This is a genomic window from Brevibacterium sp. LAARM3_SD1 (genome assembly GCF_057364765.1).
The window spans coordinates 37,128-62,892 of record NZ_JBNFOL010000023.1 but is presented as its reverse complement, the minus strand read 5'-3'; the positions used below and the strand labels follow the sequence as shown (position 1 = coordinate 62,892).

Genomic DNA, 25,765 nt, shown 5'->3' with positions numbered 1-25,765 from the left:
CCCGACAGGCGGTCCCACGGATACTCGACGCGTAGTGATCTGCACGTCGGGTAGCAATTAGGGGGGTGGTGAGGTGGGATTGGACGGCGGTCTGCGTGGCGGCGGCGAAGGCGCGCACGTGCGGCAGATGGGCGTCCTTCTCCCGCACGTGCATTACGACTCGGCGCTTCGGGACCGGGTCGGTGAGGTCGACGGCGACGAGCCCCGGCGGCAGCTGCACGGTCGAGAGCCGCGGCAGCACCGTGACCGCGAGGTTCGACGCGACGAGAGCCAGTGCCGCGAAGTCGTCCTCACAGGCGGCGAAGCTTCTGCGTTCGAATCCGGCCGCGGCACACGCATGATCGACGACCTTGCTCGAGGGCCCGGCCCACATGTCATAGTCGACCCAATGCTCATCCTCGAGGTCGATGAACGGCACCGACTCTCGCCCCGCGAACCGGTGCCCCTCGGGGACCACGACCCGATAGTCATCATCGAAGAGCGGGATGCGCCTCATCTCCGGCAGGTGTATCTCCCCGTCCTGCGGAACCTCCGCCCGGATCTCGATGAGGCAGTGCCCGCGCCGATTCTTCGCCGGCTCGTTGAGCTGGATATCGAAACGCAGGTTCGGATGGTCCTGGGCGACGGCTTCGATGATGCCCGGCAGCAGACGGGCATTGAACGAGGTGAACGCCGCGATCCGCAGCCGGGGTCTGCTGACATTGCGGAAGCCCTCGACCAGATCGTCGAGGCGGCCGACCGCGGTGAATACCTCCGCCGAATCCTCGGCGAGACGCCGGCCGAGTTCGGTGATCTCGATTCCGCGCCCCGAACGCCGGTAGAGCGGCGCCCCGACGGCCTTCTGCAGGGTGGTGATGTGCTGGCTGACTGTCGCCGGTGTGTAATTGAGGCTCTTCGCCGCGGCGACCACGGAACCGGTGGCCGCGACGGCACGCCAGACCCGCAGTCGATTGAGATCCCACATGCCCCCAACAGTAGCCGCAGCCCATTCGAAATTTCATTAGGCATTGTCTGATGATCGTTCACAATCAGTTGCTTTTCCCGATTGATCGAGTCCGGCAGAATGGTGTTCGTCTCCGCCGATATCGGAGACACCCGTGTGCCTCATCCCCGTCGAACGTTCCCCTCTTCTCAACCGTCCCACCTTTCAAAGGAGTGCCGTGACCGGACCCGAGATCCTCACCATCACCGGCGCCGCGGCTGCGCTGGCCGTCACCCCCGGCCCCGAGACGATCCTGACGATCCGCCTGTCCTCGCTGCGCCGCAGGGCCGGACTCATCTATGCGCTCGGCACTGCCACGGGCACCGTGATCTGGATGATCCTCGCACTCACGGGCGTCTCCGCCCTGCTCACCGTCTACCCGGCCGCCGTTCAGGTGCTCAAGATCGGCGGAGGCCTCTATCTCTGCCTCCTCGGCGTCCTCGCGGGACGGCAGGCCCTTCGCCTCCGCCGTGAGCTTAAGGCCACCGAGGCGACACACGGACCCACCACGAACGCATCCCCGGCTCCGTCGTCCGAATCAGACTCCCCCGAGAGCCCCGTCACCGAGATCGCCCACGTCATGGAATCGACCTCGTGGGGCCACCTGCGTTCGCTCGTGTCCTATCGCCGCGGCATCATCTCCTCGCTGAGCAACCCGAAGGTCGGCCTGTTCTTCCTCGCGATCCTGCCGACCCTCCTGCCCGCCTCCCCGACCGGCATCGACTACACCGTCCTCGTCGCGCTGATCCTCGGCGTGCTCCTGTCCTACCAGCTCATCCTCGCCTGCCTGGCCAGCCTCGCCGCCTCCGCGATGGCCCACCGCAGCGCCGATTTCTTCATCGAAGCCGCCTCCACAGTCATCCTGCTCATCATCGGCATCGCCGTCATCGCTATCCCCATCTGAGCAACGATCTCCCTGAGCATATGAGAGGGGCGGGGCACCGAGGTCGATCCTCGGCTGCCCCGCCCCCTTCGTTTCGGTGTGCAGACCCTCACTCAGCTCTCATTCGCCGAGGAGGCTCCCCCGCTTCCGGCGCCACCGCCGTCAGTGTGCGGTCCGGTTCCCGGGGTGCTGCTGTCGACGGCATCGGGGTTCTTCTTCTCGGCTGCCTCGGCGAGGTCGACCTTGTTCAACATCTTCGCAGCCGCCTCACGTCCGCCGAGGCCGAAGGCCAGGGCGGCTGCCGCCGCACCGCCGATGACGACGGCGCCGAAGGCGAGGTTGATGATCGAATCGGCCAGACCCATGTAGCGCAGGCCCATCGCGATGAACAGCGCGATCGCCGAGTAGCGCAGCACCTTGCTGGCGAGGTTGTTCGTGATGAACTTGCCGATGAGAGCGGCGATGAGGAACCCGGCGGCGATGATCGCAGCGCCGAAGAGCACGCTGCCGCCGAGATCGAGGATCTCGTTGAGGATGTTCGTGATCTCCGGGAATCCGAGCATTTTGGTGGCCATGATCGCGAAGAAGATCATGATGGCCACCTGCACGAGCCGGGTGATCACGTTGGAGGCACTGGTGCCTTCGGGCACGATCCCGATCTCATTGATGGCCTTGTCGGTACCGATGCCCTGGAGGATCTGCTCGAACAGATTGCCGAGGAACTTGGCGATGACGAAGCCGATGGCCAGCAGGATGCCGGCAGCGATGATGAGCGGGATCGCATTGAGGAAGATCTGGAGCATCTGCTGGGCAGGCTCCGAGATCGCTTTGATGCCGAGAACCTGCAGCGCCGCGATCGCAACAACGATGATGATGACTCCGAAGACCAGGTTGCCGATGAGGTTCGAGATCTTCGCATTCGCCTCAGCGTTCGGGTTCGGCGCGTGACCCGGGTGGCCGCCCTGCGGCGGCATGCCCTGCTGACCCTGCGCAGCGTACTGCCGGGTGGCGTCGGGATGCGGTTGAGCATTTCCGGCACTGTCGGCCATTCCGGTGGCCTTGTCGCCGAGTGAGCGGAACTTCGACGTCAGCTTCGTCAGATCGACGGCATTGAGTGCGGTCTGGACGAGCTGCTTGGCGATCTTCGCAAAGACATAGCCGATGAAGAAGATGAATCCTGCGCCGATGATATTCGGCAGGAATCCGAAGATTCCATCGAGCAGACCCTGCAGCGGAGTCAGCACCTGATCGAGGTTGAACAGCTGGAGAACAGCGATGAGTCCGAGCAGCCAGATGACGAGACCGGCGATCTGCCCGACCGATTTGCCGATCTGCTGACCGTTGCTTCCGTCCCGTTGAAGTGCGGGAATCTTTGTGACGAGTTTGCCGATCGCCCATTTGACGATGGCGGCGAGAATCCAGGTGACAATGAGAATGACGATTGCCAGTCCGACTTTCGCCAGGACCGACCAGATATCCATACCTTGCATGCCGCTTATCTCCTTCGAACTCAGCGAATCGGCAAGTTTTATTTTCGCTTGCTGATTTTGAGTCTATTCTCAGAGAACATTGAGGACAAGGGTTCAGGGACTGATAACCGACAATTGAAACCCGATTTACCGGCTCATTTCCGTCGCTTACATATGCATATGTCGATCGTTCAACAGAATCTTCATAAACCGATCACAATTGCATATAGCGTCAGAATTCCAGCGGCAGATTGTCGATGAGATGAGTCCCACCGACCGTCGCGGAGACGAGCAGCAGAGCCGGTCCCGTGAAGTCCGGTGGGCACGGCCGAAGGGTCGCGGCCTCGACGAGACTGCAGTACACGATCTCGAGATCCCCACGGTTCGCGGCCGGTTCCAATTCGGCGAGCGCGGCCGCTTCGACGGCGGCAGGCAGGCCCGTGTCCGCGGCAGGCTGATCCACACCAGCGCCACCCGACCCTGCCGTTCCACGGCCCCGTTCGGCCACCTCGGCGGCGGCGTTGAGAGCCCGCGGAATCGCCAGGGCACGCGCCCGATCTTCCGGGACCAGGTAGGTGTTGCGGCTCGACATGGCCAGACCGTCGGCATCCCGGACGACGGGCAGGCCGATAAGTTCGATATCGAAGTTGAGGTCGGCGATCATGCGTTTGACCAGGACGAACTGCTGAATGTCCTTGAGCCCGAATACCGTGACGTCGGGGGCGATGAGGGTGAAGAGCTTCGCCACGACGGTGAGCACGCCGTCGAAGTGCCCGGGCCTGGCCGCGCCTTCGAACACGGTCCCCATGCGCCCGGCGACGACCCGCACTTCGGGTGCGGACGGGTACATCTCGGCCAGCGCCGGGGCGAAGACGAAGTCGACGCCGGCCTCTTCGCACTTCCTCAGATCCTCTTCGATAGGCCGCGGGTACTGGACGAAGTCCTCGTCGGCACCGAACTGGAGAGGATTGACGAAGATCGAGGCCACGACGAGATCGGACTCTGCGCGGGCACGCGTCATCAGCGCCTGATGCCCGGAGTGCAGGGCGCCCATCGTCGGGACGAGACCGACACGGCCCGACTGCTCGGCCCGCCACCGGCGCAGTGCCTGGATGCCTCCGACCTCCATCAGTCGAAGCTCCTCTCAGGTTCGGGGAAGACCCCGGACTTCACTTCTTCGACATAACGGCCGACCGCTTCGGTGAGCACGGAATGCAGGTCGGCGTAGCGCTTGACGAAGCGCGGGGCGCGACCTGTGCGCAGGCCCGCCATGTCCTGCCACACGAGAACCTGGGCGTCGCAGTTCGCACCGGCGCCGATGCCGACGGTGGGGATCGCCAGTTCCGCGGTGACCTGACCAGCCAGCCCGGAGGGCACCATCTCCATGACCACGGAGAAGGCTCCGGCTTCGGCCACGGCGCGGGCGTCTTCGAGCAGCTCAGTTCCGGCTTCGCCGCGGCCCTGGACCTTGTAGCCGCCGAGGTTGTGCTCGGCCTGCGGAGTGAAGCCGATGTGCGCCATGACGGGAATGCCCGCTGTCGTGATCGCCTTGATCCGGGAGGCCATCCGCGCCCCGCCTTCGAGTTTGACGGCGTGGACCCCGGCTTCCTTCATGAAGCGCACGGCCGTGGCCACGGCCTGCTCATCGGAGATCTCGTAGCTGCCGAAGGGCAGGTCGGCGACGATGAGTGCCCGAGCAGTCGCCGAGGCGACGGCTCGGGCCAAGGGGATGAGTTCGTCGACGGTGACCGGCAGGGTGGTGGCGTGACCGTAGACGTTGTTCGCGGCGGAATCGCCGATGAGCAGGGCCTCGACACCGGCTTGCTCGAACAGGGCGGCCGTGTACTGGTCGTAGCTGGTCAGCATCGCCCACCGCCTGCCTTTCGCCTTGGCCTTGATGAGGTCGAGGGTGCGAATTCGCCGAGGCGGCGCTGCGGGTGCCGACGCCGGACCGCCGTATGGGGCGGGCTGTTCCGCCGAGGCGGCACCGGCCGTCGCGCCGGGGCTGGCCGTCGCGTTGGGGCCGGCCGGGGCATTGCCGCCGGCAGGTGTACTACCGGCGGCAGTCACGTTGCCGTTCGTGTCGGTGCTGGAAGTGGTGGTGAACTGGTTCGGTTGTGCCGCTTCGGGCATGAGAATCCTTCAGATATGCGATGTCGTCGGTGCCGGCGCGGGCGGGGCGAGACCGATGCTCCGGTCCGAAGCCTCGGCGTCTCTCACGGGGGCGCCCACCGCAATGCGCATCGACTCGGATTGCGAGCCAGACCACAGCCTATTGCATCTCGTGGGCGCAGAGCCATCGACAGATTCGACGGCGCGCGCGACCACCGTCCACCTGCCGCCCATTGGAACATCCGCCCGCTCCCAGCGTCGCACCCGCGCGTCGCGAGTTGTACATTGCCCACCCTCGGGATTAAGCTCAAATCTGCGCAAAGAAATAAACGCACAACTGCGTAAAAGATTTCGGGCGGCTCTCACCACATGCGAGGCACTTCAGGCACGGGTCCCGCCCACCGAGCGAAGGACGATGATGACCACGACAGCTTCGATCGAACTCACCCTCAAGGACATCTCTGCCTCGGGCGCGAATGACGATATGTGCACGACGGAGCTGCTCGATGCCCCGTGGGACGTCGACGAACGCCCCGGCTACGGACCTGGTTCGTCGATGGCCGATCCGATTCCGGTCGCCGCCCCACGTCAGGGCGATATTCCCGACGAGTACAAGCAGGAAGCGCCGGAGGAGCTCGATGCCCGTATCCGCGCCGCGAAGGCCACCCTCGGCGATCGCGTCGTCATGCTCGGCCACCACTATCAGCGGGTCGAGGTCGTCGAACACGCCGACTACATCGGCGACTCGTTCATGCTCGCCCAGGCCGCCCAGAACCATCCGGAGGCCGAGGCCATCGTCTTCTGCGGCGTCCACTTCATGGCCGAGACCGCCGACCTGCTGTCCAAACCAGAGCAGTCGGTCATTCTGCCCAACCTCGCCGCCGGCTGTTCGATGGCCGATATGGCCAGCATCGATCAGGTCGAGGACTGCTGGGAGCAGCTTGCCGAGATCTTCGGCACCGAACCCGACGCCGACGGTCGCGTCCCGGTCATTCCCGTCACGTACATGAACTCCTCGGCCGCGATCAAGGGCTTCTGCGGCCGCAACGGCGGAATCGTGTGCACCTCCTCGAACGCCGAGGTGGTCCTGGAGTGGGCATTCGAACGCGGGCAGCGGGTCCTGTTCTTCCCCGACCAGCACCTCGGCCGCAACACGGCGGTGAACATGGGAATCAGCCTCGACGAGATGCCGCTGTGGAATCCCGCCCGACCGCTGGGCAACAACGACGAGCAGACGCTGCGTGAGGCCCGCGTCATCCTGTGGCAGGGCTTCTGCTCCGTGCACAAGCGCTTCACCCCCGCCCAGATCGACAAGGCCCGCACCACGCACCCGGACGTGCGCGTCATCGTCCACCCCGAATGCCCGCGTGAGACCGTCGAAGCCGCAGATGAGGCCGGGTCGACCGCGTACATCACGAAGGCCATCGCCGAGGCGACCGAGCCGACCACGTTCGCCATCGGAACCGAGATCAACCTCGTCCAGCGGCTGGCCGCCGAACATCCGCAGCACGAGATCTTCTGCCTCGATCCCGTCATCTGCCCGTGCTCGACGATGTATCGCATCCACCCCGGTTACATCGCCTGGGTCCTCGAATCCCTCATCGACGGCCATGTCGTCAACCAGATCTCCGTCGACGCCGAGGTGGCCGAACCTGCGCGTGTGTCCCTGAAGCGGATGCTCGCCGCGAAGCCGCGGATCTGATGAGTCGCGTCATGGTCGCAGGCTCCGGGATCGCGGGGCTGACCACGGCACTGCGCCTGTCCGGACGCCACACGGTCACACTCGTGACGAAGGGCCGCCTCGGCGAGTCGAACACCGAGTGGGCGCAGGGCGGCATCGCCGGTGTCATCGGCCCCGACGACACGGTCGATTCCCATATCGCCGATACGCTCACGGCAGGTGCCGGACACTGCGACCAGGAGGCCGTGCGCATTCTGTGCGAGGCCGGTGGTGACGCGATCATCTCCCTCTCCGAGGCAGGGGTGGACTTCGACACCGATCCGACCGGAACCTGGGTCAGGGGTATGGAAGGGGCACATTCCTATCCGCGCATCTTCCATTCCGGAGGCGATGCTACCGGTCGGGCGATCAGCACCGCACTGGCGGAGAAGCTGCGCGCCGAGGCGGCCGCAGGTCGCGTCACCCTGCTCGAGGACACCATGCTCGTCGATATCCTCACCACCGACGAGGAGCATCGACCCGTTCGAGCCACGGGAATCACCGTGCTCCGCGGCGGTCGGGTCAAGAGCCTCACCGCCGATGCTGTCGTGCTGGCCACCGGCGGGGCCGGGCAGCTCTTCGCGCATACCACGAACCCGGCCGCGGCGACCGGTGACGGTTTGGCCGCGGCCATCCGTGCCGGTGCCGAGGTCGCCGATCTCGAGTTCTTCCAGTTCCATCCCACCGCCCTTTCTGGTCCCGGCTTCCTCATCTCCGAGGCCGTTCGCGGAGCCGGCGCTCTTCTCCTCGACGAGTCGGGCCACCGGTTCATGACTGACATCGACGATCGCGCCGAGCTCGCCTCCCGTGACGTCGTCGCCCTCGCGCTGCACCGCCGCCAAGCGGCTCAGGACGGACGTCCCTGCTTCCTCGATGCACGGGCCGTGCCGGATGTGACGGCGAAGTTCCCGAGCATCACCACTGGTCTGGCCGCTCATGGTCTCGACCTGTCCCGAGATCTCATTCCCGTCACCCCAGCCGCCCACTACTTCATGGGCGGGGTGGCCACAGATCGCGACGGTCGCACGAGCATCGCGGGGCTCTTCGCCATCGGCGAGGTCGCGTGCACCGGAGTGCACGGCGCCAACCGGCTGGCCTCGAATTCGCTGCTCGAGGGCGCGGTCTTCGCCTCCCGCGCCGCCGCGGCGATCGACGCACTGCCGGCCGATACATCCGCAGCCGGCCTCTCCGCACACCGTGCAGACCTCGCCGTCGAGGATTCGAATCCAGTGAGTCATGACCTCCCACTCCCCCAGCTCGATTCATTCCACCAGACGGCACTGACACGAACCGAGCTGCAGGCTCTGACCTGGGCTCATCTGGGTGTGGAGCGCACGGCCGAGGGCCTGCGGACTCTGCTCGACCGCCTCGACGACGGTGCCCACAAACACGCCGCCCACGACGACGGCTCCACCGGCGACCTCACCAATGACCAGGAATTCAACGCCGACCATTCCGTACCCGGCATCAAGCCACTCGAGACCGCGAATCTCGCTCTCATCGCCGAACATATGGCTCGGCACGCGTTGGCCCGGGAGCACAGCCTCGGCGCGCATACCCGCACCGACGTTCGCACCGCCACCGCGCTCACTTCGCCCACCGCTCTGCTTCAGGAGGCCACCGCATGCTGACAGCTGCGACCATCGATTCCGCACTGCGCACAGCCCTCGACGAAGACGCTCCCTGGGGCGATCTCACCGGCGAGGTCTTCATCCCTGCCACCGCCTCGGCGAGGGCCGATCTGCGTGCCCGCGAAGACGGAGTGCTCGCCGGGGTCGAGGTCTTCGCCCGCGCCTTCACCCTCGTCGACCCGAACGTCGCAGTGGAACTTGCCGCCGCGGATGGTGACTCTTTCACCGCGGGTCAGGTGCTTGCCACGGTCACCGGTCCCGCCCGGGCGGTGTTACAGGCCGAGCGGATCGCATTGAACTTCTGCCAGCGGATGAGCGGAATCGCCACTCAGACTCACGCCTTTGTCGAGGCCGCCGCGGGGCGGGCACGCATCGTCGACACCCGCAAGACGACTCCTGGCCTGCGGGCGTTAGAGAAGCATGCCGTGGTCTGCGGCGGCGGGCACAACCATCGCTTCGGCCTCTCCGATGCGGTCATGGCCAAGGACAATCACCTCGCCGTGCTCACCGGTGAGGGGCTGAGCGTCGCCGAGGCGATCCGCACCGCCCGTGCCCGTCTGCCGCATACGACGACGATCGAGGTCGAAGTCGACCGTCTCGACCAGGTGCCCGCGGTGCTCGACGGCGGCGCCGATATCATCATGCTCGACAACTTCACCCCGGCTCAACTGCGCGAAGGCGTCGAACTCGTGGGCGGCCGCGCCGTCGTCGAAGCCAGCGGCAACGTCACCCTGGAGACGATTCCGGAGATCGCCGCCACCGGCGTCGACGTCATCTCATCGGGCGCGCTGACCCACAGCGTCCGTGCGATCGACCTCGGTCTCGACCTCTCCCTCGAGGCCTGAGATGACCGGGCGCCTCTACCTCGACACCGCGGCCGCGGCCCCCGTGCGCAGGGAAGCCCTCGAAGCCGCTTGGCCGTATCTGGCCGGGGCGTTCGGCAACCCGTCGAGCCACCACGAATTCGGGCGCGGACCCGCCGAAGCCCTCGCCGATGCCCGTGCTCGCGTGGCGAAGGTGCTCGGCATGCGCGCCACGGACATCACGTTCACCAGCGGAGGCACCGAGGCGGACAACCTCGCCATCATCGGCATGGCCCTCGGCGCTCGGACTCAGAGTCGAGCTCAGGCCCAGGGCCGGGCTGGGACCGTGGCGCCGCCTCGGCGGCATATCGTCACTTCCCCCATCGAACACGAAGCCGTACTCGCCTCGGTGGAGTTCCTGACCCGCGTCCACGGATTCACCGTCACCGAGGTGGCCCCGGCCTCCGATGGGACAGTGACCCCCGAAGCCCTCACAGCAGCGATCCGCCCGGATACCGTGCTCGTGACCTTGGGTTATGCGAACAATGAGATCGGCACCGTGGCCGACATTCCGGCCTTGGCCGGCATCGCCCACGAGGCCGGAGCACTCTTCCACACGGATGCGGTGCAGGCGGCCGGATGGCTGCCGCTGACCGGGTTGGGCGTCGATGCGCTCAGCTTGGCCGGGCACAAGGTCGGAGCGCCGAAGGGCATCGGTGTGGCCGCTATCCGCGCCCGCGTCCCAGTCGAACCGCTCATCCACGGCGGCGGTCAGGAGTCGGGACGACGCTCGGGCACGGAGAATGTGGCCCTGGCCGTCGCGTTCGCCACGGCCATCGAACTCGCCGAGGCGGAGCGGCATGAGGCCGCCGATCGTGTCCGGGCCGTCCGCGATGAGTTCATCGCCACGGTCCTCAGCGCTGTGCCCGGGGCGTTCCTGACTGGCGCGGCGGGAACGGCCGGCCTTGACGGCCGGACGACGCGGACTCCGAATCATGCGTCGTTCTGCTTCTCGAATACCTCCGGTGAGGCCGTGCTGCTCGAGCTCGAACGCCTCGGGGTGACGGCTTCGAGCGGTTCGGCCTGCGCGGTCGGTTCCGACGAACCCTCGCACGTGCTCACGGCCTTAGGGATCGCTGCGGAGGTCGCGCAGACGAGCGTGCGCTTCACGTTCCCGTCCTCGATCACCCTCGAGCAGGGACGGGCGGCCGCACAGTCCGTCATCAGCGCTGCCGAGAGCCTCGCTTCGTCCTTTGCGTGAACGGCGTCTCACGCCCGGGTTGATTTTGATCACCTTTGCGCCCACCAGGTGGGATAGCCCTATCTTTCTCAGTATTTTGGGGCGAGACTGAAAGAGAAGCATTCGCAACAGGGTGTGAGGGGGCCGCCATGGATCTGCTGATTCTGCTCATGATCGCAGTGATGTTCGCAACGATCGTCTTCCTCGTGGGACGATTCGCCTGCCCGAAGCATGACCGAGTGCCCCTCATCGAGGTCGATCACGTCCTCCTGTGGACCACCCTGCGCCGTGGCTGGCATGCGCTCGGATCGTTCGGTCCGTTCACTCATTACCCGGATGGTCGATCGGGAGCGTCTCGCGCCTGAGGTTGCTGACGGCTGTTGTCAGAGTGACAACATGCCTTCCCCTGCACAGCCGCATCGGAACCCACCGAGCGAGAGAGCCGCGCTCGTCTTCGCGATTGCCTCGATTCTCGTCTTCCTCGGGTTCTCCGTCTGGTTCTGGGTGCAGGCGCCCGAGAACGTAGCCACTCACTTCGACTCCGGCGGACAGCCCGATGACTGGACGTCGAAAACGGGACTCCTGTCGATGTTTCTGCCCATAGGCGTCGGCCTGCCCGCTCTGATGTCGATCAGGCCGCTGTTCGAGAAACTTCCGGTCTCGCTCATCAATGCCCCGCACAAGGAGTATTGGCTCGAGCGCGACGAGAGGACCTACCTCGTCGACTGCCTCATGGAGCTGCTGCGCATCACCGCGGGGCTCACCGCACTGCTCGTCGCGGCCATCCTCGTCATCATCGCCGAGGGGGCGCGTTCGGCAACGATGCCGGAATGGCTGACGTTCGTGCCGACGGCCGTCTTCCTCGCCGCCACGGGGCTCGCCGTCTGGCGTTTCTACCGCAGGCTCACCCCACCGAGGTGACCGACTCAAGGTCAGGGCCACCTCGGTGAGGGGGATCCGATGTTCCCTGGGATCAGACGGTGACTTCCTGGGGCAGGAACACGGAGACGTCCCAGTTCTGCATGGCGTGGGCAGAGGCCCAGAAGTGGAGTTCGAAGACGCAGGCCTGCTCGAAGGCGGCGCGCATGCGGGTGGCTTCCTCGCTCGGGGCCTTCGCTAGCTCCTGTTCGAGGATCTGCACGGCGTGGCGGGTCGATTCGTCGAAGTCGGGAGAGTCATAGGTCTGCACCCAGGTGCGGTAGGGGTGGTCGTCGGCCATCTGCCCGGCCCGGTCGACAAGCACCTTGCCCATATGGGCGTACACCCAGAAGCAGGGCAGCACTGAGGCCACGCCTTCGCCGTAGGATCGGCTGGCGGCGTTGGCGACGAGGAAGGACACGTAACCCAGCGTCGTCGGGGAGGCCTTGAAACGGGAGCCTTCCACGGTGAGCTCCTCCAGCGCCGAGGCGAGTCGGGCGTCGGCGAGCAGTTCTGCGTGCATCTCCTCTTCGACGGTGATCGCCTCGGCGGCAGATCCGGCCCAGAATCGGGATTCTTCACGGTCGACGGTCTTCGCGGCCAGGAACGACATGGCCTTGGCATATCCGTTCAGGTAGAGGCTGTCCTGCGAGATGTAATTGACGAAGGCCTTCGGATCGAGGCTGCCGTCGGCGAGCTGGGCGAGGAACGGCAGCTCTTCGATCTGCTTGACGATGGGACCGACGCGGTCCCACAGCTGGGTGGTCAGTGGGCCGGCGGTAAAGGTGACGGTCATGGGAACTCCCTTGTGCTGGTGTGACGTGGTGATTCGTATGACGTGGTGGTTCGAGTGAGTTGGCGGTTCCGGTGAGGTGGTGGTCAGGCGGGATGGATACCTCAGGCGGGTCGACCGCTGACGATGTCGACCTGGTGGTCGACCGGTCCGTGGGCGCCCTCCGGATTCAGGCTCAGCTGCCAGTCCGCAGCCGAGGTGAGAGCGCGAGCAAGATAGTCGAGGGCATTGCCGACGGCCTCGCCGAGGATGTCCGACCCGATCTCTGTGTGTTCGCGGCCGAGGACGGCCACCTCGGCGGTGATCGCGGCTGACAGGGTGCACCCAGTTCCGTGCGTGTTCATCGTCGTCACGCGGGGGTGGGTGAACTCGCGAACCTGGCCGTCGGCGGTGGCGAGGATATCGATGACTTCGTCATCGCTGCCGTGTCCGCCCTTGAGCAGGACCGCTCCGGGCCCGCGTTCGAGCAGGCGCCGGGCCTGGTCACGCATGGCTTCAGTCGTCTGCGCTTCAGGTTCGTCGTCGGAGATCAGCAGGGCCGCCTCGGGGAGGTTGGGGGTGATGAGGTCGGCGACGGGCAGCAGGTGGGTGCGCACAGCGTCAACGGCATCGGTCTCGAGGAGGCGGTGGCCGGAGGTCGCGATCATCACAGGGTCGACGGTATAGAAGCCGAGCCGACCTTCGGCGGCGCGATCGACGACGAGTTCGACGAGGTCACGGCTGCCGAGCATTCCCGATTTCGTCGCATCGACGGGCAGGTCGCCGAGCACGGACTCGAACTGATCGGCGACGAAATCGACGTCGATCGGATAGACCCGGGACACACCGTGCGTGTTCTGCGCGACGAGAGCAGTGATGACGGTCGTGCCCATGGTCTTCCGCGCGGTGAAGGTCTTGAGGTCGGCATGGATTCCGGCGCCGCCGGAGGGATCGGTGCCGGCGATGGACAGGGTGATCGGCGGGCGGGTCGTCACTGTGCACTCCCGGTGAAAGCGGCGAGCAGCTCCTCGGCCGCAGTCTTCGGATCGTCAGCCATGCAGATCGCCGAGACCACGCAGATCCCGATCAGCCCACGACCCTTCAGGTCAGGGGCACGATCGGCGTTGATGCCGCCGATCGCGACCGCGGGGATGCCGGCTTCTGCCACCAGTTCGCGGAGACGGTCCGGTCCGATTCCGTCGGGGGCGTCTGCTTTCGTGGAAGTGTCAAAGACCGGCCCGATGCCGACGAGGTCGACGACTCCGGAGTCGCGGGCGGCGGCGAATTCGTCGCTGTTCGCGGCCGAGAGACCGATGAGCGGTTCCGCACCCAGGGCGGCGCGCACCTCGGCGACGGTGGTGTCAGTTTGGCCGACGTGGATGTGCACGTTCTCGCCTTCGTCGTTGAGGCGGCGGGCCACCTCGACGCGGTCGTTGAGGACGACGGGGACCGTGCGGTCGGTGTCACGGGTGGCGGCTTCGACGGCGGCGATGACTTGGCGGGTGAGCGAGTAGAAGTCACCGTCGTCGATGTCTTTGTCGCGGACCTGGACGATGCCCACTCCCCCGGCGACGGCGGCCTGCACGGTCTCGGCGACGCTGCGACCGGCGGCCTCGCATTGCGCCGAGTCGGTGACGAGGTAGAGGCGCGTGTCGATTCCGGCGAAGCGGTCGGTCGAGCCGTCTCGGTCGTTCACGGTTGCGCCGTCGTCGGCCGAGTTGTCAGCGATGTGGGCGGATCCGGCGGTCATGCCTGGACGCCTTCGCCGGCGGTGAGCGTGTCGAGGCCGATTCTCGCCTGCGCGAGTCGGTCACCGTCGACGGTGTGGAGCGCGTCGAGGAAGTTCACCGAGTAGCTGCCCGGACCCTTCGCACCATCGGCGGCGAGTTCCCCGGCGACCGCGAAGTGGGCGTGGGCGGCGACGACGGCTTCGAACTTCGCCGAGGCGGCCCCACCGTTCGCGGACTGCTCGGGGGCGCTGATTGCTGAGACGTCGGCGTCGGGGTCGGCCAGTCCGGCACGGGCGGCGGCCAGGTATGCGACGGTGACGGCGCCGAGTGAGCAGCCGGTGCCGATGACCAGCGGCATGAATTCGTGTCCGCCGGAGATCCGGGCGACGTGATCGGTGCCGTCGATGTGGGCGACGACGGCGTCGGTGGGTCCGGAGACCGCGACGATCGCGCCGGTCTTTCGCGACAGTTGAGCCGCGGCGGGAAGGACGGCATCGACTTCATCGGTGGATTCGACTCCACGACCACCGAGTCCGACTCCGGCGAGTGCTGCGACCTCGGAGGCGTTGCCGCGGATGGCAGTCGGGTGATCGGCGGCGGCACGGCGGATGCGGGAGGTGCGGAAGTCGACGGCGCCGACGCTCACGGGGTCGAGGACCCAGGGCTTGCTGGCGGCGTTCGCGACGTCGATGGCTGCGTCGGCGGCGAGCAGCTGATGGTTCGAGGCGGTTCCGAAGTTGACGAGGATTCCGTTGGCGATTCCGGCGAACTGTCCGGCGTCGGCTTCGTGGTCGAGCATCGCCGGGGAGGCGCCGATGGCCAGGAGCACGTTCGCGCTGAACTGCTGTACCACGGTGTTCGTGATGCACTGGATGAGTGGATTGCTTGCGCGCAGTCGCGCATTGGCAGAACGCAGGTCGAAGTCAACCATGACGATCCCTTCGCTAGTATGGCCCAGATCAGGTTCGATGGGTGTTCTCTCAGCCTCGGTGTCCTCCGTGCGCAGCTTCTCGGTGCGAACGGATCCTCATGAGGCACCCCATGTCAATGGCTCCGACTGTATCAGCCCGGTCGGACACGGGCGACTCCTCCATCCAGCAGAACCGCCGAGCGGACCCCGTCGCGGCGAAACCACCTCCGGTTCAGGGTGGTTTCGCCGCAACGGGGTCCGCTGAGGGAAGAGCAGCCGCTACCCCCGCCCGACGTACCTCTGTCCGCGGCGGCTGAGCGCATCGATGACGACGGCGGTGAGCAGGACGAGTGCGGTGATGATCTGCTGCGCATCGGAGTTGAAGCCGATGAGGTAGAGACCGTTGTTGATCGCACCGACGACCAGGGCACCGAGCACAGCGGCCCATGCGGTTCCGCGACCGCCGAACAGCGAGGTGCCGCCGATGACAGCCGCCGCGATCGCGTTGAGCAGGTCCTGCGTGCTCACCAGCGTCGATCCCGCATTCGTCGTCACACCGGTCTTGATGAACCCGAACAGTGCGGCCAACACTCCGGCTGCCATGAACACGCTGATGCGCACCCAGGTCACGCGGATGCCAGCGCGCCGGGCGGCTTCGACCTTGCCGCCGACGGCGTAGATCGACCGGCCATAGCGGGTCTTGCGCAGCACGAGATCGATGATGATCGCGATGACGATCATCAGGAAGAACGGCATCGCCAGACCGAAGTCCTGATTGACGAGGATGAGGAATCCGAACACGATGGCGGCCAGCAGCACGATGCGCACGATCACCGACGCCCAGCTCGGGGCGCTGAGGCCTTCGCGGTGGCGGCGCAGCTTCGAATAGATGATGCCGCCGCCGAAGCCGATGATCGCAATCGCTCCGAAGATATAGGCCCAGATCGCCGGGAAGTAGAAGCTCGCGAAGTCGAAGGCGAAGGTGTCCGACATCGACAGGTTCTTCTGTGTGCCCAAGGTCGTCAGGGTCAGACCGGTGAATGCGAGCAGACCAGCCAAGGTGACGACGAACGCCGGGATGCCGACGACGGCGAAGAACCAGCCTTGGATCGCACCGACGACCAGACCGAGCAGCAGCATGATGATCAGCGCCATTGCCGGGGGCACACCCTGCCTGACGACGAGGACACCGAGCAGCGAGGCGGCCAGACCGCCCAACTGCGCCAGAGACAGGTCGATCTCGCCGAGGAGTAGGATGAGGTTGATGCCCAGAGCAAGGATCGCGAGGAACGCCACCTGGGTGGAGAGATTGACGAGGTTGGCCGGCGAGATGAAGTTGGAATCGGCCGACTGGAAGACGATGACGATGACGATGAGGGCGAAGATGACGGGGAACGAACCCAGCTGCCCTTCTTTGACCCGTCTGACGAACGTCCCGACGATGCCTTCGGACGAGATCCGCTCATCGGTGATGAAGGAGTTGCGGGTCATCGGCGCTCACCCCTCCGTGCGGCGCGTTTGGTCACGACATTGTCGCTGGCTCCGGTGATCGCGGCGACCAGCACGTCCGTGCGTTCGTCTCCGGGGAAGTCACCGGCGTCCTTGCCCAGGCGCAGCACGTGCACCCGGTCGCACACGGCCTGCACATCGGCCATATTGTGGCTGACGAGCAGCACGCCGAGGTCGCGTTCCTTGAGCCGTTCGATGAGATTGAGCACCTCGGCCGTCTGGGCAACACCGAGGGCCGCCGTCGGCTCGTCGAGCATGACCAGCGAAGGATCGCCGAGGAGGGACCGGGCGATGGCGACCGTCTGACGTTGTCCGCCGGACAGTGCCGCGATCGGTACGCGCACGCTCGGGATCTTCGCCGACAGGCTGCGCAGCAGCTCCCAGGATTTGGCTTCCATGGCCACCTCGTCGAGGACTCCCCCACGGGTCTTCTCGTGCCCGAGGAACAGGTTGGCGACGACGTCGAGGTTCTCACACAGAGACAGGTCCTGGAACACGGTGGCCACTCCGGCCCTCTGCGCGTCCTTCGGGGAGGAGAATTTCTGCGATGTCCCATTCATGATGAGTTCGCCCTCATCGGCGGCGTGGACTCCGGCGATGACCTTGATGAGTGTCGATTTGCCGGCGCCGTTGTCGCCTACGAGGCCGACGACTTCGCCGCGACCGACGCTGAGATGGATGTCGCTCAGCGCTTGGACGGCGCCGAACCGTTTGTTGATTCCGCGCAGTTCGAGCACCGGCTCGCTGTCGCTGCCCGGCGTCCGCGTCGCCGCAGCTGCCGGTTCGGGTGTCTCTGGTGTCATCTGTTCCTACTTGTCGCAGTCGTTGACCCCGGCGGCCGGCGACCGGTGATGGTCGCCGGCTCGAGGTCGGTCACGTCAGATCATGAACGCTCACGCGCTCACTTCACGCCGGCATCGGCGCAGAGCTTCTCCACCTTCCCGGTGCAGATGTCCTCGGCCTTGATCTGATCACCGACGATGTCCTTGATGGTGTCGGTGGTGACGACTTTGGCTTCAACGAAGTCCGTGGGGGTGTCCTTGTAGGTCGTTCCTGCATCGACTTCCTCGCCCGCTGCCAGAGCCACGGCGGCCTTGGCTGCGAACTCGGCCTGCGGCGGAATCGACTTGTAGATCGTGGCGTACTGGTCACCTTTGAGGATGTTCTGCAGACCGTCCACCTCGGCGTCCTGACCGGTCACGACGGGATCGACCTTGGCCTTCTTCGTCGCGGCGATGACACCGCCGGCGTGCCGTCGTTGGCCGCGTAGATCGCGATCGGCTTCTCACCCTTGCCCTGCAGCTGACCCTCGACCCACTGGCGTGCGTCGTCGGGGTTCCAGTCGAGGGTGTCGTGGCTGGCGGCGATGTCGACGCCGGCGCCCTTCAGGGTCTCTTCCGCACCGGCCTTGAAGTCCGCGGCGTTCGGGTCCTTCGGGTCGCCGTTCACCATCCAGACCGGTCCCGACTTCGGGTCGACTCCAGCTTCCTTGAGCCCGTCGAGGACGGCCTGGCCCTGCAGGTTGCCGATCTTCTTGTTGTCGAACGAGGTGTAGTAGGCCGCACCTTCGAAGAAGCGGTCGTAGGAGATGACCGGGATCTTCTTCGCTTCGGCCTTCGAGAGCGCAGAGGAGACGGCGGAAGCGTCGACGGGGTCGAGGACGATGGCGTCGACACCCTCGGTCACGGCGGCCTCGACCTGTTGCTGCTGCTGAGTCGCGTCCTGATTGGCGTTGCGGTATTCGACCTTCGCGTCTGGGTCGGCCTCTTTGACGTACTTCTCGAAGTTCGGCTTGTCGAGCGACTCGTACCGGGTGGTCTTCGACTCGGGCAGCAGCAGTGCGATCGTGACATCTCCGTCACCGCCGGACCCGCTGTCGGCCTCGTCGTTTCCCTGGCCTTTCTGGTTGCCGCAGCCGCTGAGTGCAAGAGCACCGATCGCGACCGAGGCACCGAGGAGCGCCAGCTTCTTGTGGGAGTCAAGGTTGTGCCTCATTGTGAACCTTTCAATCTTTCTGACAACGTTGTCAGGCTGTTGAATATGATTCGCCGAACGTCGCCTGCTGTCAACTGTTTCGGCAAAAGTTTTCAGCGGGTGTCGGGAGGCTCCTCACCGCTGCCGCGAGCGATGACACAGAGCGCGTTGTCGAATTCCGGCACACCGTCATCGACGCGTTCGCGCCCGGTCGTCTCCGACGGATGCTGATTCCTACCCTCGCCGAGGCGGCCCTCTCCTCCCCCGGAATCGGTGGGTTCCGCGCCGGACCGGAGTCGTCGGACCGCCTCGGCGGCGAGGGATTCGACGTTGCGATCGACGACGGTGACGTCGAGGAGTTCGGCGGTGGGGAAATCGTCGATGCCGACCAGGGCCGGCCATTCGCCGAGGCGGCGGCAGGCGTCGATGGCACCTTGAGTCACGGTCGCGGACAGGGTGATGAGTGCGCTGGGGGCGCTGCGCGAGCCCAGCCAGGCGGCGACGACGTTCTTCGCGCTGGCTTCGTCGTGGGCGTCTTCGCGCATATAGGCGCGCCACCCGACGCCGCGGCGGCCGGCGATGGCGTCCCGGATTCCCTGCAGCCGGCGGGTGGTGATGAGGCTGGGCGAATGGTCGCCGATGACGCCGAGCGCCATGTGTCCGTGGGCGAGCAGCTGTTCGGCCGCGAGGCGCCCCGCTTCATGGTCGTCACCTGCGAAGACGCTGATCCCTGGGCCGCCTACCGCAGGGTCGAGGGTGACGATTCGGATGCCCGGCGCCGAGGCGGCTCGTGCGTAGGTCTCGGCCGCCTCGGGGTGGGCGCGGATGACGATGATCCCGGTCAGGTCGTTGGCGAGGCATTCGTCGAGGAAGGCTTCCTCTCGGTCGGGATCGTCGCCGACGACTGTCACCACCGGGCGCAGGTCGAGGGCGGCGAGTTCGGCTTCGATAGCGCCGAAGGCACGGGCTTGGAAGGCGTCCCCCGCGTCGGAGAGGACGACGCCGATATAGGGTGAGCGGCCTCCGGCGCGGAGTCGGCGGGCCGTGGAATTGAGGCGGAATCCGAGTTCTTCTGCGGCGGCTTCGACCTTCTCCGCGGTTGAGGCGGCGACGTGCTTTTCGCCGTTGAGGACGCGGGAGGCGGTTTTGATGCTCACACCGGCGCGTTCGGCGACCGTGGCCAGAGTCGGCCGATCGTTTCGCTTCGCCATGTGCGCACCTTTGAGTCTGCGGACCGGTTCGTGACTCTGCGCATCGACGCGCAGGCAACCGTTGGAATGATACTAACCGGTGGGCATGAGGGATGAACGCACTCGCCGAGGCGGGACATCCTTCCGGAGTCCCACCTCGGCGAGGTTGTCGTCGGTTCGGCTCAGCGGGCCACGGGGTTGGGCATGGTGCCGGCGTAGAGCAGCGATTCGGCTTGGTTGCCGATGTCGACCATCTGCTTCGTGTTCTTCAGCTGCAGTCGGTTGAGGCACGAATGAGCGAAATGATCGGCGCGCAGATCGACGTCACCGCTGACCCCGCGTGCGGACTCCGGGTGCTCTGCCTCGTAGTCGTCGAGGGTCTCGGCGACGATCGCCCAGAACCGATCGGCCGGCAACAGACCATCGGCGTCGAGGATTCCCGACAGGTGCCGCAGCACCCCGTCGAACATGTCGGTGAAGACCGCCAGGGCCTTCTCCTCCCCCGACACCACGGCTCGGATGCGTTCGACGTCGGCAGGCAGTTCGCGGTGGCCGAGCACGGCGACTTCCTCACCGATGTCCTTCATGAATGCCCCGGTCACCGTGTGCTCGTCGAGGATGAGGATGAGGTTCTCCCCGTGCGGCATGAATACGAGATCGTGCGCGAGCAGCGCATGCACGAGCGGTTTCAGGTAGGCCCGCAGGTAGCTGCGCATCCATGCCGCGGCGCTCAGCCCCGAGGCGTTGATCAATTCACTAGCCAAGGACACACCCTGATGGTCCCGGTGCAGCAGCGCGGCCATCGTGATGAGCCTCTGACCTGGAGCGATCTGCTCGATGGGGTTCTCCCGCCATAGGGCGGCGAGCATCTTCCGGTGCGGGTTCGTCTCCTTCGTCCGGTGGTAGACATCGCCGGTGTAGCCGAGTGCGGCACGCTCCCGCAGCACTCGGAATCCGGTCGCGGCGAAGGTGTCATCGGCGGAGATGAGGTTCGCGACCCAGTCGTTGATGGCCGGAGTGTCGCGCATGTACTTCGGCGACAGCCCGCGCAGGAATCCCATGTTCTGCACGGCGAGCGCGACCTTGACGTACGGCGCTCCGGTCCGCGAGTGGTTGAAGAACGTGCGCAGGGACTGCTGCGCCTGATGCTTATCAAGCCCCTCCCCGAGCGGCAGCAGATCACCTCGGGCGATGTCCGCGGCGAAGGTGATCGACAGTCGATGGTCGGCCTGCCACGGGTGGATCGGCATGAGGTGGAAGTCCGCTGGGTCCTGTCCCGCCGCCCGGATCCGGGAACCGAAGAGGTCCCGTTCGGCTTCGCTGAGCGCCTCACCGAGGTGGCTCTCCTCATCGAGTCCAACGCCCAAAGAGAGATGGCTGAGTTCGCGCCTCGCCGCCACCCATTCGATGCGATTGAGTTCGCCGTTCTCCGGTGCCCATGTGCGGAAGTCGCTGAGGCCGAATCCGATGCGGCCGTTGTTCGCGAGGAACCCGGGGTGCCCTTCGGTCATGGCTGCCTCGGTGGTCTGGAAGTCCGCATCGGCGAGCGTACGCGCATCCGGCCTGCGACCGGCTCGAGCGCCTTCGAGTTTGTACGCGGCCCCGGCCAGGGTCGATGCGAGCTCCTCGAGGTAGGTGGATATGAGGTCCTCGGGGATGGAGAGTGCGTCTTGGAGTTCGACGATGAGTTCCTGGGCGTCGAGCGGAACCTCGGATCCGTCGCACCACCGGGTGATGCTGACTTCGTCGATGACCCAGTGTTCGAGCGTCAGCACCGCGCGGTAAATGTGTACCGGCTGGCTCCGTCGATGTTCAGTTCCCAGGCTTGGTCGTCACCATTCGCCGAGGCGGCTCTCCCGTCCGCATGTGCGTTGCCATTCGCGGCGGCTCCCCCGCCCGCACCGACGCTCACCGGATGGATGAGTCGTTCGTGGGCGAATTCGGACAGGGCTTTGGCGACGAGGTGGCGTTGTACGACGGAGAACGCATCGGAGTTGAGATGGGCGTATGGCGCCGGCGGCGTTGCTGTTCTCCGGCTCATTCGTGATTCCGTCAGCTTCTGGTCGCCAGCCGATTCCTCGGTCTCAGCGACGAGAGTCGGTCGTGCGTGATCCGAGTTGATGGGCGTCGGTCCCAGGCCTCCGACGCCGACGAACGGGGCCAGTGCGCTGGACTCGAAATCCGCGCGGGTGCATACGCTCACGAGCGCGCGTTTCGCGATCTCGCCCATCATGATGGTCGCCTCGGTGATGGGGGTGAAGCCGGCGGCTCGGTTCTTCTCGATGATCGCGTCGTTTCGTGCATCGGGTTCGACGACGACACGTTCGGCACCGCGTCCTCCCTGGTCACCGGGTTTGAGGCAGAAGTCGATGACCGCTGCCATGATCCGGTCGGTAAGTCCGTGCACGGCAGGTCCTGCCGGTGGTGCGACGAGCAGGTGCATCCCGATGTCGCTAGGTCCGGTGGCCAGGACGTTCTGCGGGATGAGGCTGTCGGGAGTGTAGGTCTCGACGTAGAAGCAGTCATCTCCGTCGACGGATCCGACCCAACCGGCGTCGTCCGCGGAGTCGCGAATGCCTTCCAAGTAGGCCCGGACCTCGTTCTCGTTTAGGTCGGTCATCATCCAGTAGTGTGCGCGTGGGTGGGTCAGCCACTCGTGGATCCGGGCGGTGTTCCGGTCGACGTCGAGCGGACGGATGGACACTGTCGCAGAGGCGGCCGTGAGCTTGCTCGGTTCGGTGATGAGTTCGGTGGTCATGCGTGTGACATCTCCTTGGAGTCGTCGAGTGCGAAGGCGGCGGAGTCGTCCCCGGAATCAGCGTCGGCGGAGCCGGCTCGGGAATCTCCCTCGGTCGAGTTCGCGGTGGCAAGCACGGAGGCGTCGGATTCGTCGGCCGGCACTCCGAAGGTCTGGAAGGCGATGGTCCGTTCGATCGGATACGGTTCTCGACCGGTCACCGCGGCGAGCACCACCGAGGCCCGCCAGGGACCGAAGCCCAGGTCAGGGGCGGTGACGCCGTGGGTGTGCTCTTCGCCGCCCACGACGTGGATGGTGCCCTCGTCGTTGATCGCGTAATGGCGGCTGACGTCGAGACGGCCGCGAGAGTCCAGACGGATATCGTCACCAAGGGGGCTGAGGAAGTCCGGCACCTGTGACTTGTATCCGGTGGCCGCGACGACCGATCCGGACCGCCTGGTGAAGGTCTTGCCCAGTGCGGTGTTGCGGAATCCGAGCAGGTATTCGCCGCTGATCGGGTCAATGTCGGCGCTCTCGAGTTCGGCTTCGGAGATGAGGTTCGTCAGCAGCTGCCTGCCACATCGACTGAGTCTATAGAGAGTGTCGTGGATGTCGTCGACGAGGTCGGCCGAGATGCCCTTGTACAGATTGCGCTGTTCACGACCGACGCGTTCGCGCAGCTCGTCGGGCAGGGATCGGAAGTGGTCGGTGTATTCCGGGGAGGTCATCTCGAGGGTGAGCTTCGTGTACTCCATCGGGAAGAACCGCGGCGAGCGGGTCACCCAATCCAAACGGACGCCTCGGTCCTCGGCATCGTCGATGAGGTCACGGTAGATCTCGGCGGCGGACTGGCCGCTGCCGACGATCGTGATCGCACCGGAATCGAGCAGCGCTTCGCGGTTCTCGAGGTAGTCGGCGGTGTGGACGAGCGGGCCGGCAGCGGGCGAGCCGGCGACACCATCCGGTTCGGCGACTCCGTCCGGTCCGGCTCCGGAAGTATCGGCGCCGGCGTCACGCCTAAGTCCCTGCAGCGCGGGCGGCAGCACCGGCTGCGTTCCCACTCCGAGCACGAGATGCCGGGCGCGGTAGGTCTCGGTCGTCACGATCGAACCGGAGTCGTCGGCCACCTCGGCGAGGCAGTGAACACACCCTTCTCCCTGGTCACGGACACGACGCGACGGTTCCACCGCAGCGTATCCAACTGGGCGGCGACCCACCGGCAGTACTCGTCGAATTCGGCGCGGAGGGGGTAGAAGGATTCGCGGATGTAGAACGGGTAGAGCCGCCGGCGCTCCTTGAGGAAGTTGAGGAATGAGTACGGCGAGGTGGGATCGGCCATGGTGACGAGGTCGGCGAGGAACGGCACCTGGATGGTCGAGCCTTCGATCATCATGCCCGGATGCCAGCGGAATTCGGGCCGCTGGTCGAGGAAGATCGCGTCGACGTCGTCGAGAGGTTCCGACAGTGCGGCCAGGCCGAGGCCGAAGGGGCCGATGCCGACGCCGAGGATGTCGTGGATGTGCGTGGAATCTGCGCTCATGCTGCGCCTCCTTCGGTTGCAGCGCTTTCGATGTCTGCGGCGCCCTCGAGATCCCGGCCGGCGAGGATTCCGTGGCCGGTGGCGCGGACGAGGTCGAGCACGGCAGTGATGTCGTCGATGCTGGTGTCGGGGTTGAGCAGGGTGAGTTTGAGCCATGGCCGGTCGTCGATGACGGTGCGGGCGATGGCGGCCGGCCGGAGCGGAAGAGGACGCGGCGGATGAGCGGCACGAGTTCGTCGCAGGTGACCTGGTCCGCGGCCACCGGGGTGAATCGGAAGAGCACCGTGGACAGGTCCGAGGCACCGAGCACCTCGAAGTCAGCCTGATCCTCGAGCAGCGCCCGGACGTCGGCCGCGAGGTCGCAGACCGTGTCGAGCATCGACCCGATCTCGGATGCGCCGCGGGCGCGCAGCGTCGTCCAGAGTTTGAGCGCGTCGAAGCGTCGGGTGGTCTGCAGGGACTTGTCGACCTGGTTCGGTTCGGCGTCGGCGCCCTGTGCTTCGGCTTCGGGGTTGAGGTAGTCGTGGTGGTGGATCGTCGGTGCGAACAGGCTCGCGTCCCTGATCAGCAGGGCCGAGGAGGACACCGGCTGGAAGAACGTCTTGTGGAAGTCGATGGTCACCGAGGTGGCCCCGGAGATCCCGTCGAGCAGGTGGGCTCGTTGTGGGGCCCAGAGCAGTCCGCCGCCGTATGCAGCGTCGACATGCAGCCACACGTTCGCCGATGAGCAGACCTCGGCGATGGTCTCGAGCGGGTCGATGACTCCGAGGTCGGTGGTTCCGGCGGTGGCGACGACGGCCATGGGGATCTGGTCGTTCGCGTCGATGGCGAGCAGGCTCGCGTTCAGCGCCTCGGCGTCCATGCGCCCGGTCCGGTCGGTCGGGACGGTCACGACCGCCTCGGCGTCGAGGCCGAGGAGGAAGGCCGCACGGGACACGGAGAAGTGAGCCTGATCGGTCGCGAGGATCCGCAGCCGGGACAGCTGGTCACGGCGGGTGGGCTCACCCAGGTCGGGGCCGCCTCGGCGAGGTTCTGCGTCAACGGACCCGCCACGTTCGGATTCGTCGGCGTGATCGGCCAGTCCGGCAAGCACGTTTTCGCGGGCGAGGAACAGCGCTTGGAGGTTCGACTGCGTGCCTCCGGAGGTGAAGATTCCGTCGCCGCCGGCGAAGCCGAGGTGGCCGCAGGTCCAGTCGATGAGGCGGCGTTCCATGAGGGTGGCGACCTCGGATTGGTCGTAGGTGTCGACCGAAGTGTTGATGGCCGCGAGCATCGCTTCGGCGGCGACGGCGGGCACGGCGACGGGGCAGTTGAGGTGGGCGACGTAGCTGGGGTGGTGGAACCACACGGCGTTGTCGGCGTAGAGGGCGTCGACTTCGCGCAGGGCTTCGGCGTTGCCGACTCCGGCGGTGTCGAGGTCGACAGCATCGACGGCAGCCTGCAGTCCGGAGCGGTCCTTCGCCGAGGCGGCGCGCTCAGTGGTGCGGAATCGTTCGCCGAGTGCGTCGACGACGTTGTGCATGAGCGATGTGTATTCGTCTGCGCTGTGGGCGCCGAGGAGCGCATCGGTACCGGTCGGGTTCCGGACCTCGGCAAGGGTGGGGTTGACGACCTCCGGCGCCGCGATCGGGGCGCTGGACTCGGA

General features: G+C 66.0%; 20 protein-coding genes, 3 pseudogenes and 1 riboswitch. Of the genes and pseudogenes, 7 read left to right on the top strand and 16 right to left on the bottom strand.

Features of this window, described 5'->3' with window-relative positions; genetic code table 11:
- The coding region (locus tag AC2W7L_RS13065) for a LysR family transcriptional regulator (protein WP_486004810.1) at positions 1 to 964 on the bottom strand (964 nt) is incomplete at its 3' end.
- Between the two features lie 196 nt (positions 965 to 1,160).
- On the opposite strand from AC2W7L_RS13065, the gene AC2W7L_RS13060 reads away from it, so the two are divergent.
- Positions 1,161 to 1,886 carry a LysE family translocator gene (locus AC2W7L_RS13060; protein WP_486004809.1) on the top strand — a complete coding sequence of 242 codons (726 nt, stop codon included), beginning with the start codon at positions 1,161 to 1,163 and terminating at the stop codon, positions 1,884 to 1,886.
- Positions 1,887 to 1,978: 92 nt separating this feature from the next.
- Here the strand turns inward: AC2W7L_RS13060 and AC2W7L_RS13055 are convergent, their stop codons facing one another.
- The 3 genes from AC2W7L_RS13055 to panB form a co-directional block, all read right to left on the bottom strand.
- Complete coding sequence (locus AC2W7L_RS13055) at positions 1,979 to 3,355, bottom strand: mechanosensitive ion channel (RefSeq protein WP_486004808.1); 1,377 nt, start codon at positions 3,353 to 3,355, stop codon at positions 1,979 to 1,981.
- A 211-nt stretch (positions 3,356 to 3,566) separates the two neighbouring features.
- A complete protein-coding gene (panC, locus tag AC2W7L_RS13050) occupies positions 3,567 to 4,463 on the bottom strand; it encodes a pantoate--beta-alanine ligase (protein WP_486004807.1) in 897 nt (298 codons plus the stop codon).
- Positions 4,463 to 5,467: a 3-methyl-2-oxobutanoate hydroxymethyltransferase gene (gene panB / locus AC2W7L_RS13045; protein WP_486004806.1), complete on the bottom strand. Its 1,005-nt coding sequence runs from the start codon at positions 5,465 to 5,467 to the stop codon at positions 4,463 to 4,465. The genes panC and panB overlap by 1 nt, the downstream gene beginning before the upstream one ends.
- A gap of 397 nt (positions 5,468 to 5,864) precedes the next feature.
- On the opposite strand from panB, the gene nadA reads away from it, so the two are divergent.
- From nadA to AC2W7L_RS13015, 6 genes are all read left to right on the top strand, one after another.
- Entirely contained in the window at positions 5,865 to 7,148 is a 1,284-nt protein-coding gene (gene nadA / locus AC2W7L_RS13040) for a quinolinate synthase NadA (protein WP_486004805.1), read from the top strand.
- The gene (nadB, locus tag AC2W7L_RS13035) at positions 7,148 to 8,797 is read left to right on the top strand and encodes an L-aspartate oxidase (protein ID WP_486004804.1); all 1,650 of its coding nucleotides are present in this window, start codon (positions 7,148 to 7,150) and stop codon (positions 8,795 to 8,797) included. Before nadA ends, nadB begins: the two co-directional genes overlap by 1 nt.
- A complete protein-coding gene (gene nadC, locus AC2W7L_RS13030; RefSeq protein ID WP_486004803.1) occupies positions 8,791 to 9,642 on the top strand; it encodes a carboxylating nicotinate-nucleotide diphosphorylase in 852 nt (283 codons plus the stop codon). Before nadB ends, nadC begins: the two co-directional genes overlap by 7 nt.
- Before the next feature lies 1 nt (position 9,643).
- Positions 9,644 to 10,861, top strand: a complete 1,218-nt coding sequence (locus AC2W7L_RS13025; protein ID WP_486004802.1) for a cysteine desulfurase family protein — start codon at positions 9,644 to 9,646, stop codon at positions 10,859 to 10,861.
- Between the two features lie 128 nt (positions 10,862 to 10,989).
- Positions 10,990 to 11,205, top strand: coding sequence for a hypothetical protein (locus AC2W7L_RS13020; RefSeq protein ID WP_486004801.1), 216 nt, complete (start codon positions 10,990 to 10,992; stop codon positions 11,203 to 11,205).
- 31 nt (positions 11,206 to 11,236) lie between these two features.
- The gene (locus tag AC2W7L_RS13015) at positions 11,237 to 11,761 is read left to right on the top strand and encodes a DUF1648 domain-containing protein (protein ID WP_486004800.1); all 525 of its coding nucleotides are present in this window, start codon (positions 11,237 to 11,239) and stop codon (positions 11,759 to 11,761) included.
- A gap of 52 nt (positions 11,762 to 11,813) precedes the next feature.
- On the opposite strand, the gene AC2W7L_RS13010 is transcribed toward AC2W7L_RS13015, so the two are convergent.
- From AC2W7L_RS13010 to AC2W7L_RS12955, 12 genes and pseudogenes are all read right to left on the bottom strand, one after another.
- Positions 11,814 to 12,554, bottom strand: coding sequence for a TenA family protein (locus AC2W7L_RS13010; protein WP_486004799.1), 741 nt, complete (start codon positions 12,552 to 12,554; stop codon positions 11,814 to 11,816).
- A 101-nt stretch (positions 12,555 to 12,655) separates the two neighbouring features.
- Positions 12,656 to 13,525 carry a bifunctional hydroxymethylpyrimidine kinase/phosphomethylpyrimidine kinase gene (gene thiD / locus AC2W7L_RS13005; RefSeq protein WP_083532679.1) on the bottom strand — a complete coding sequence of 290 codons (870 nt, stop codon included), beginning with the start codon at positions 13,523 to 13,525 and terminating at the stop codon, positions 12,656 to 12,658.
- On the bottom strand, positions 13,522 to 14,280 hold the full coding sequence (gene thiE, locus AC2W7L_RS13000) for a thiamine phosphate synthase (protein ID WP_486004798.1): 759 nt from the start codon (positions 14,278 to 14,280) through the stop codon (positions 13,522 to 13,524). The genes thiD and thiE overlap by 4 nt, the downstream gene beginning before the upstream one ends.
- Positions 14,277 to 15,191, bottom strand: coding sequence for a hydroxyethylthiazole kinase (gene thiM, locus AC2W7L_RS12995; RefSeq protein ID WP_486004797.1), 915 nt, complete (start codon positions 15,189 to 15,191; stop codon positions 14,277 to 14,279). The genes thiE and thiM overlap by 4 nt, the downstream gene beginning before the upstream one ends.
- Positions 15,179 to 15,312, bottom strand: a riboswitch (TPP riboswitch). It overlaps the preceding gene by 13 nt.
- 137 nt (positions 15,313 to 15,449) lie before the next feature.
- Positions 15,450 to 16,661 carry a sugar ABC transporter permease gene (locus AC2W7L_RS12990; RefSeq protein ID WP_062243360.1) on the bottom strand — a complete coding sequence of 404 codons (1,212 nt, stop codon included), beginning with the start codon at positions 16,659 to 16,661 and terminating at the stop codon, positions 15,450 to 15,452.
- Positions 16,658 to 17,482 (bottom strand): ATP-binding cassette domain-containing protein, encoded by an 825-nt coding sequence (locus AC2W7L_RS12985; protein ID WP_486004796.1) that lies wholly within the window; start codon positions 17,480 to 17,482, stop codon positions 16,658 to 16,660. Before AC2W7L_RS12985 ends, AC2W7L_RS12990 begins: the two co-directional genes overlap by 4 nt.
- A gap of 98 nt (positions 17,483 to 17,580) precedes the next feature.
- A pseudogene (locus AC2W7L_RS12980) lies at positions 17,581 to 18,674 on the bottom strand (substrate-binding domain-containing protein).
- Positions 18,675 to 18,766: 92 nt separating this feature from the next.
- Positions 18,767 to 19,864, bottom strand: coding sequence for a LacI family DNA-binding transcriptional regulator (locus AC2W7L_RS12975; RefSeq protein ID WP_486004795.1), 1,098 nt, complete (start codon positions 19,862 to 19,864; stop codon positions 18,767 to 18,769).
- 161 nt (positions 19,865 to 20,025) lie between these two features.
- Positions 20,026 to 21,618 (bottom strand): IucA/IucC family protein, encoded by a 1,593-nt coding sequence (locus tag AC2W7L_RS12970; protein ID WP_486004794.1) that lies wholly within the window; start codon positions 21,616 to 21,618, stop codon positions 20,026 to 20,028.
- The gene (locus AC2W7L_RS12965) at positions 21,612 to 22,601 is read right to left on the bottom strand and encodes a GNAT family N-acetyltransferase (RefSeq protein WP_486004793.1); all 990 of its coding nucleotides are present in this window, start codon (positions 22,599 to 22,601) and stop codon (positions 21,612 to 21,614) included. Before AC2W7L_RS12965 ends, AC2W7L_RS12970 begins: the two co-directional genes overlap by 7 nt.
- Positions 22,598 to 24,120 (bottom strand): annotated as a pseudogene (locus tag AC2W7L_RS12960) (lysine N(6)-hydroxylase/L-ornithine N(5)-oxygenase family protein). Before AC2W7L_RS12960 ends, AC2W7L_RS12965 begins: the two are co-directional and overlap by 4 nt.
- A 328-nt stretch (positions 24,121 to 24,448) precedes the next feature.
- Positions 24,449 to 25,333, bottom strand: a pseudogene (locus AC2W7L_RS12955) (pyridoxal phosphate-dependent decarboxylase family protein); the annotation flags it as partial.
- Positions 25,334 to 25,765: the final 432 nt, after the last annotated feature.

Excerpts from the sequence above, each read along its gene's own strand:
- nadB (WP_486004804.1), top strand. The coding sequence starts at position 7,148 with ATGAGTCGCGTCATGGTCGCAGGCTCCGGGATCGCGGGGCTGACCACG.
- nadA (WP_486004805.1), top strand. The coding sequence starts at position 5,865 with ATGACCACGACAGCTTCGATCGAACTCACCCTCAAGGACATCTCTGCC.
- AC2W7L_RS12975 (WP_486004795.1), bottom strand. The coding sequence starts at position 19,864 with ATGGCGAAGCGAAACGATCGGCCGACTCTGGCCACGGTCGCCGAACGC.
- AC2W7L_RS13020 (WP_486004801.1), top strand. The coding sequence starts at position 10,990 with ATGGATCTGCTGATTCTGCTCATGATCGCAGTGATGTTCGCAACGATC.
- nadC (WP_486004803.1), top strand. The coding sequence starts at position 8,791 with ATGCTGACAGCTGCGACCATCGATTCCGCACTGCGCACAGCCCTCGAC.
- thiE (WP_486004798.1), bottom strand. The coding sequence starts at position 14,280 with ATGACCGCCGGATCCGCCCACATCGCTGACAACTCGGCCGACGACGGC.
- AC2W7L_RS12965 (WP_486004793.1), bottom strand. The coding sequence starts at position 22,601 with ATGACCACCGAACTCATCACCGAACCGAGCAAGCTCACGGCCGCCTCT.
- AC2W7L_RS13025 (WP_486004802.1), top strand. The coding sequence starts at position 9,644 with ATGACCGGGCGCCTCTACCTCGACACCGCGGCCGCGGCCCCCGTGCGC.
- thiM (WP_486004797.1), bottom strand. The coding sequence starts at position 15,191 with ATGGTTGACTTCGACCTGCGTTCTGCCAATGCGCGACTGCGCGCAAGC.
- AC2W7L_RS13015 (WP_486004800.1), top strand. The coding sequence starts at position 11,237 with ATGCCTTCCCCTGCACAGCCGCATCGGAACCCACCGAGCGAGAGAGCC.
- AC2W7L_RS13010 (WP_486004799.1), bottom strand. The coding sequence starts at position 12,554 with ATGACCGTCACCTTTACCGCCGGCCCACTGACCACCCAGCTGTGGGAC.
- panB (WP_486004806.1), bottom strand. The coding sequence starts at position 5,467 with ATGCCCGAAGCGGCACAACCGAACCAGTTCACCACCACTTCCAGCACC.
- AC2W7L_RS12985 (WP_486004796.1), bottom strand. The coding sequence starts at position 17,482 with ATGACACCAGAGACACCCGAACCGGCAGCTGCGGCGACGCGGACGCCG.
- panC (WP_486004807.1), bottom strand. The coding sequence starts at position 4,463 with ATGGAGGTCGGAGGCATCCAGGCACTGCGCCGGTGGCGGGCCGAGCAG.
- AC2W7L_RS12990 (WP_062243360.1), bottom strand. The coding sequence starts at position 16,661 with ATGACCCGCAACTCCTTCATCACCGATGAGCGGATCTCGTCCGAAGGC.
- AC2W7L_RS13055 (WP_486004808.1), bottom strand. The coding sequence starts at position 3,355 with ATGCAAGGTATGGATATCTGGTCGGTCCTGGCGAAAGTCGGACTGGCA.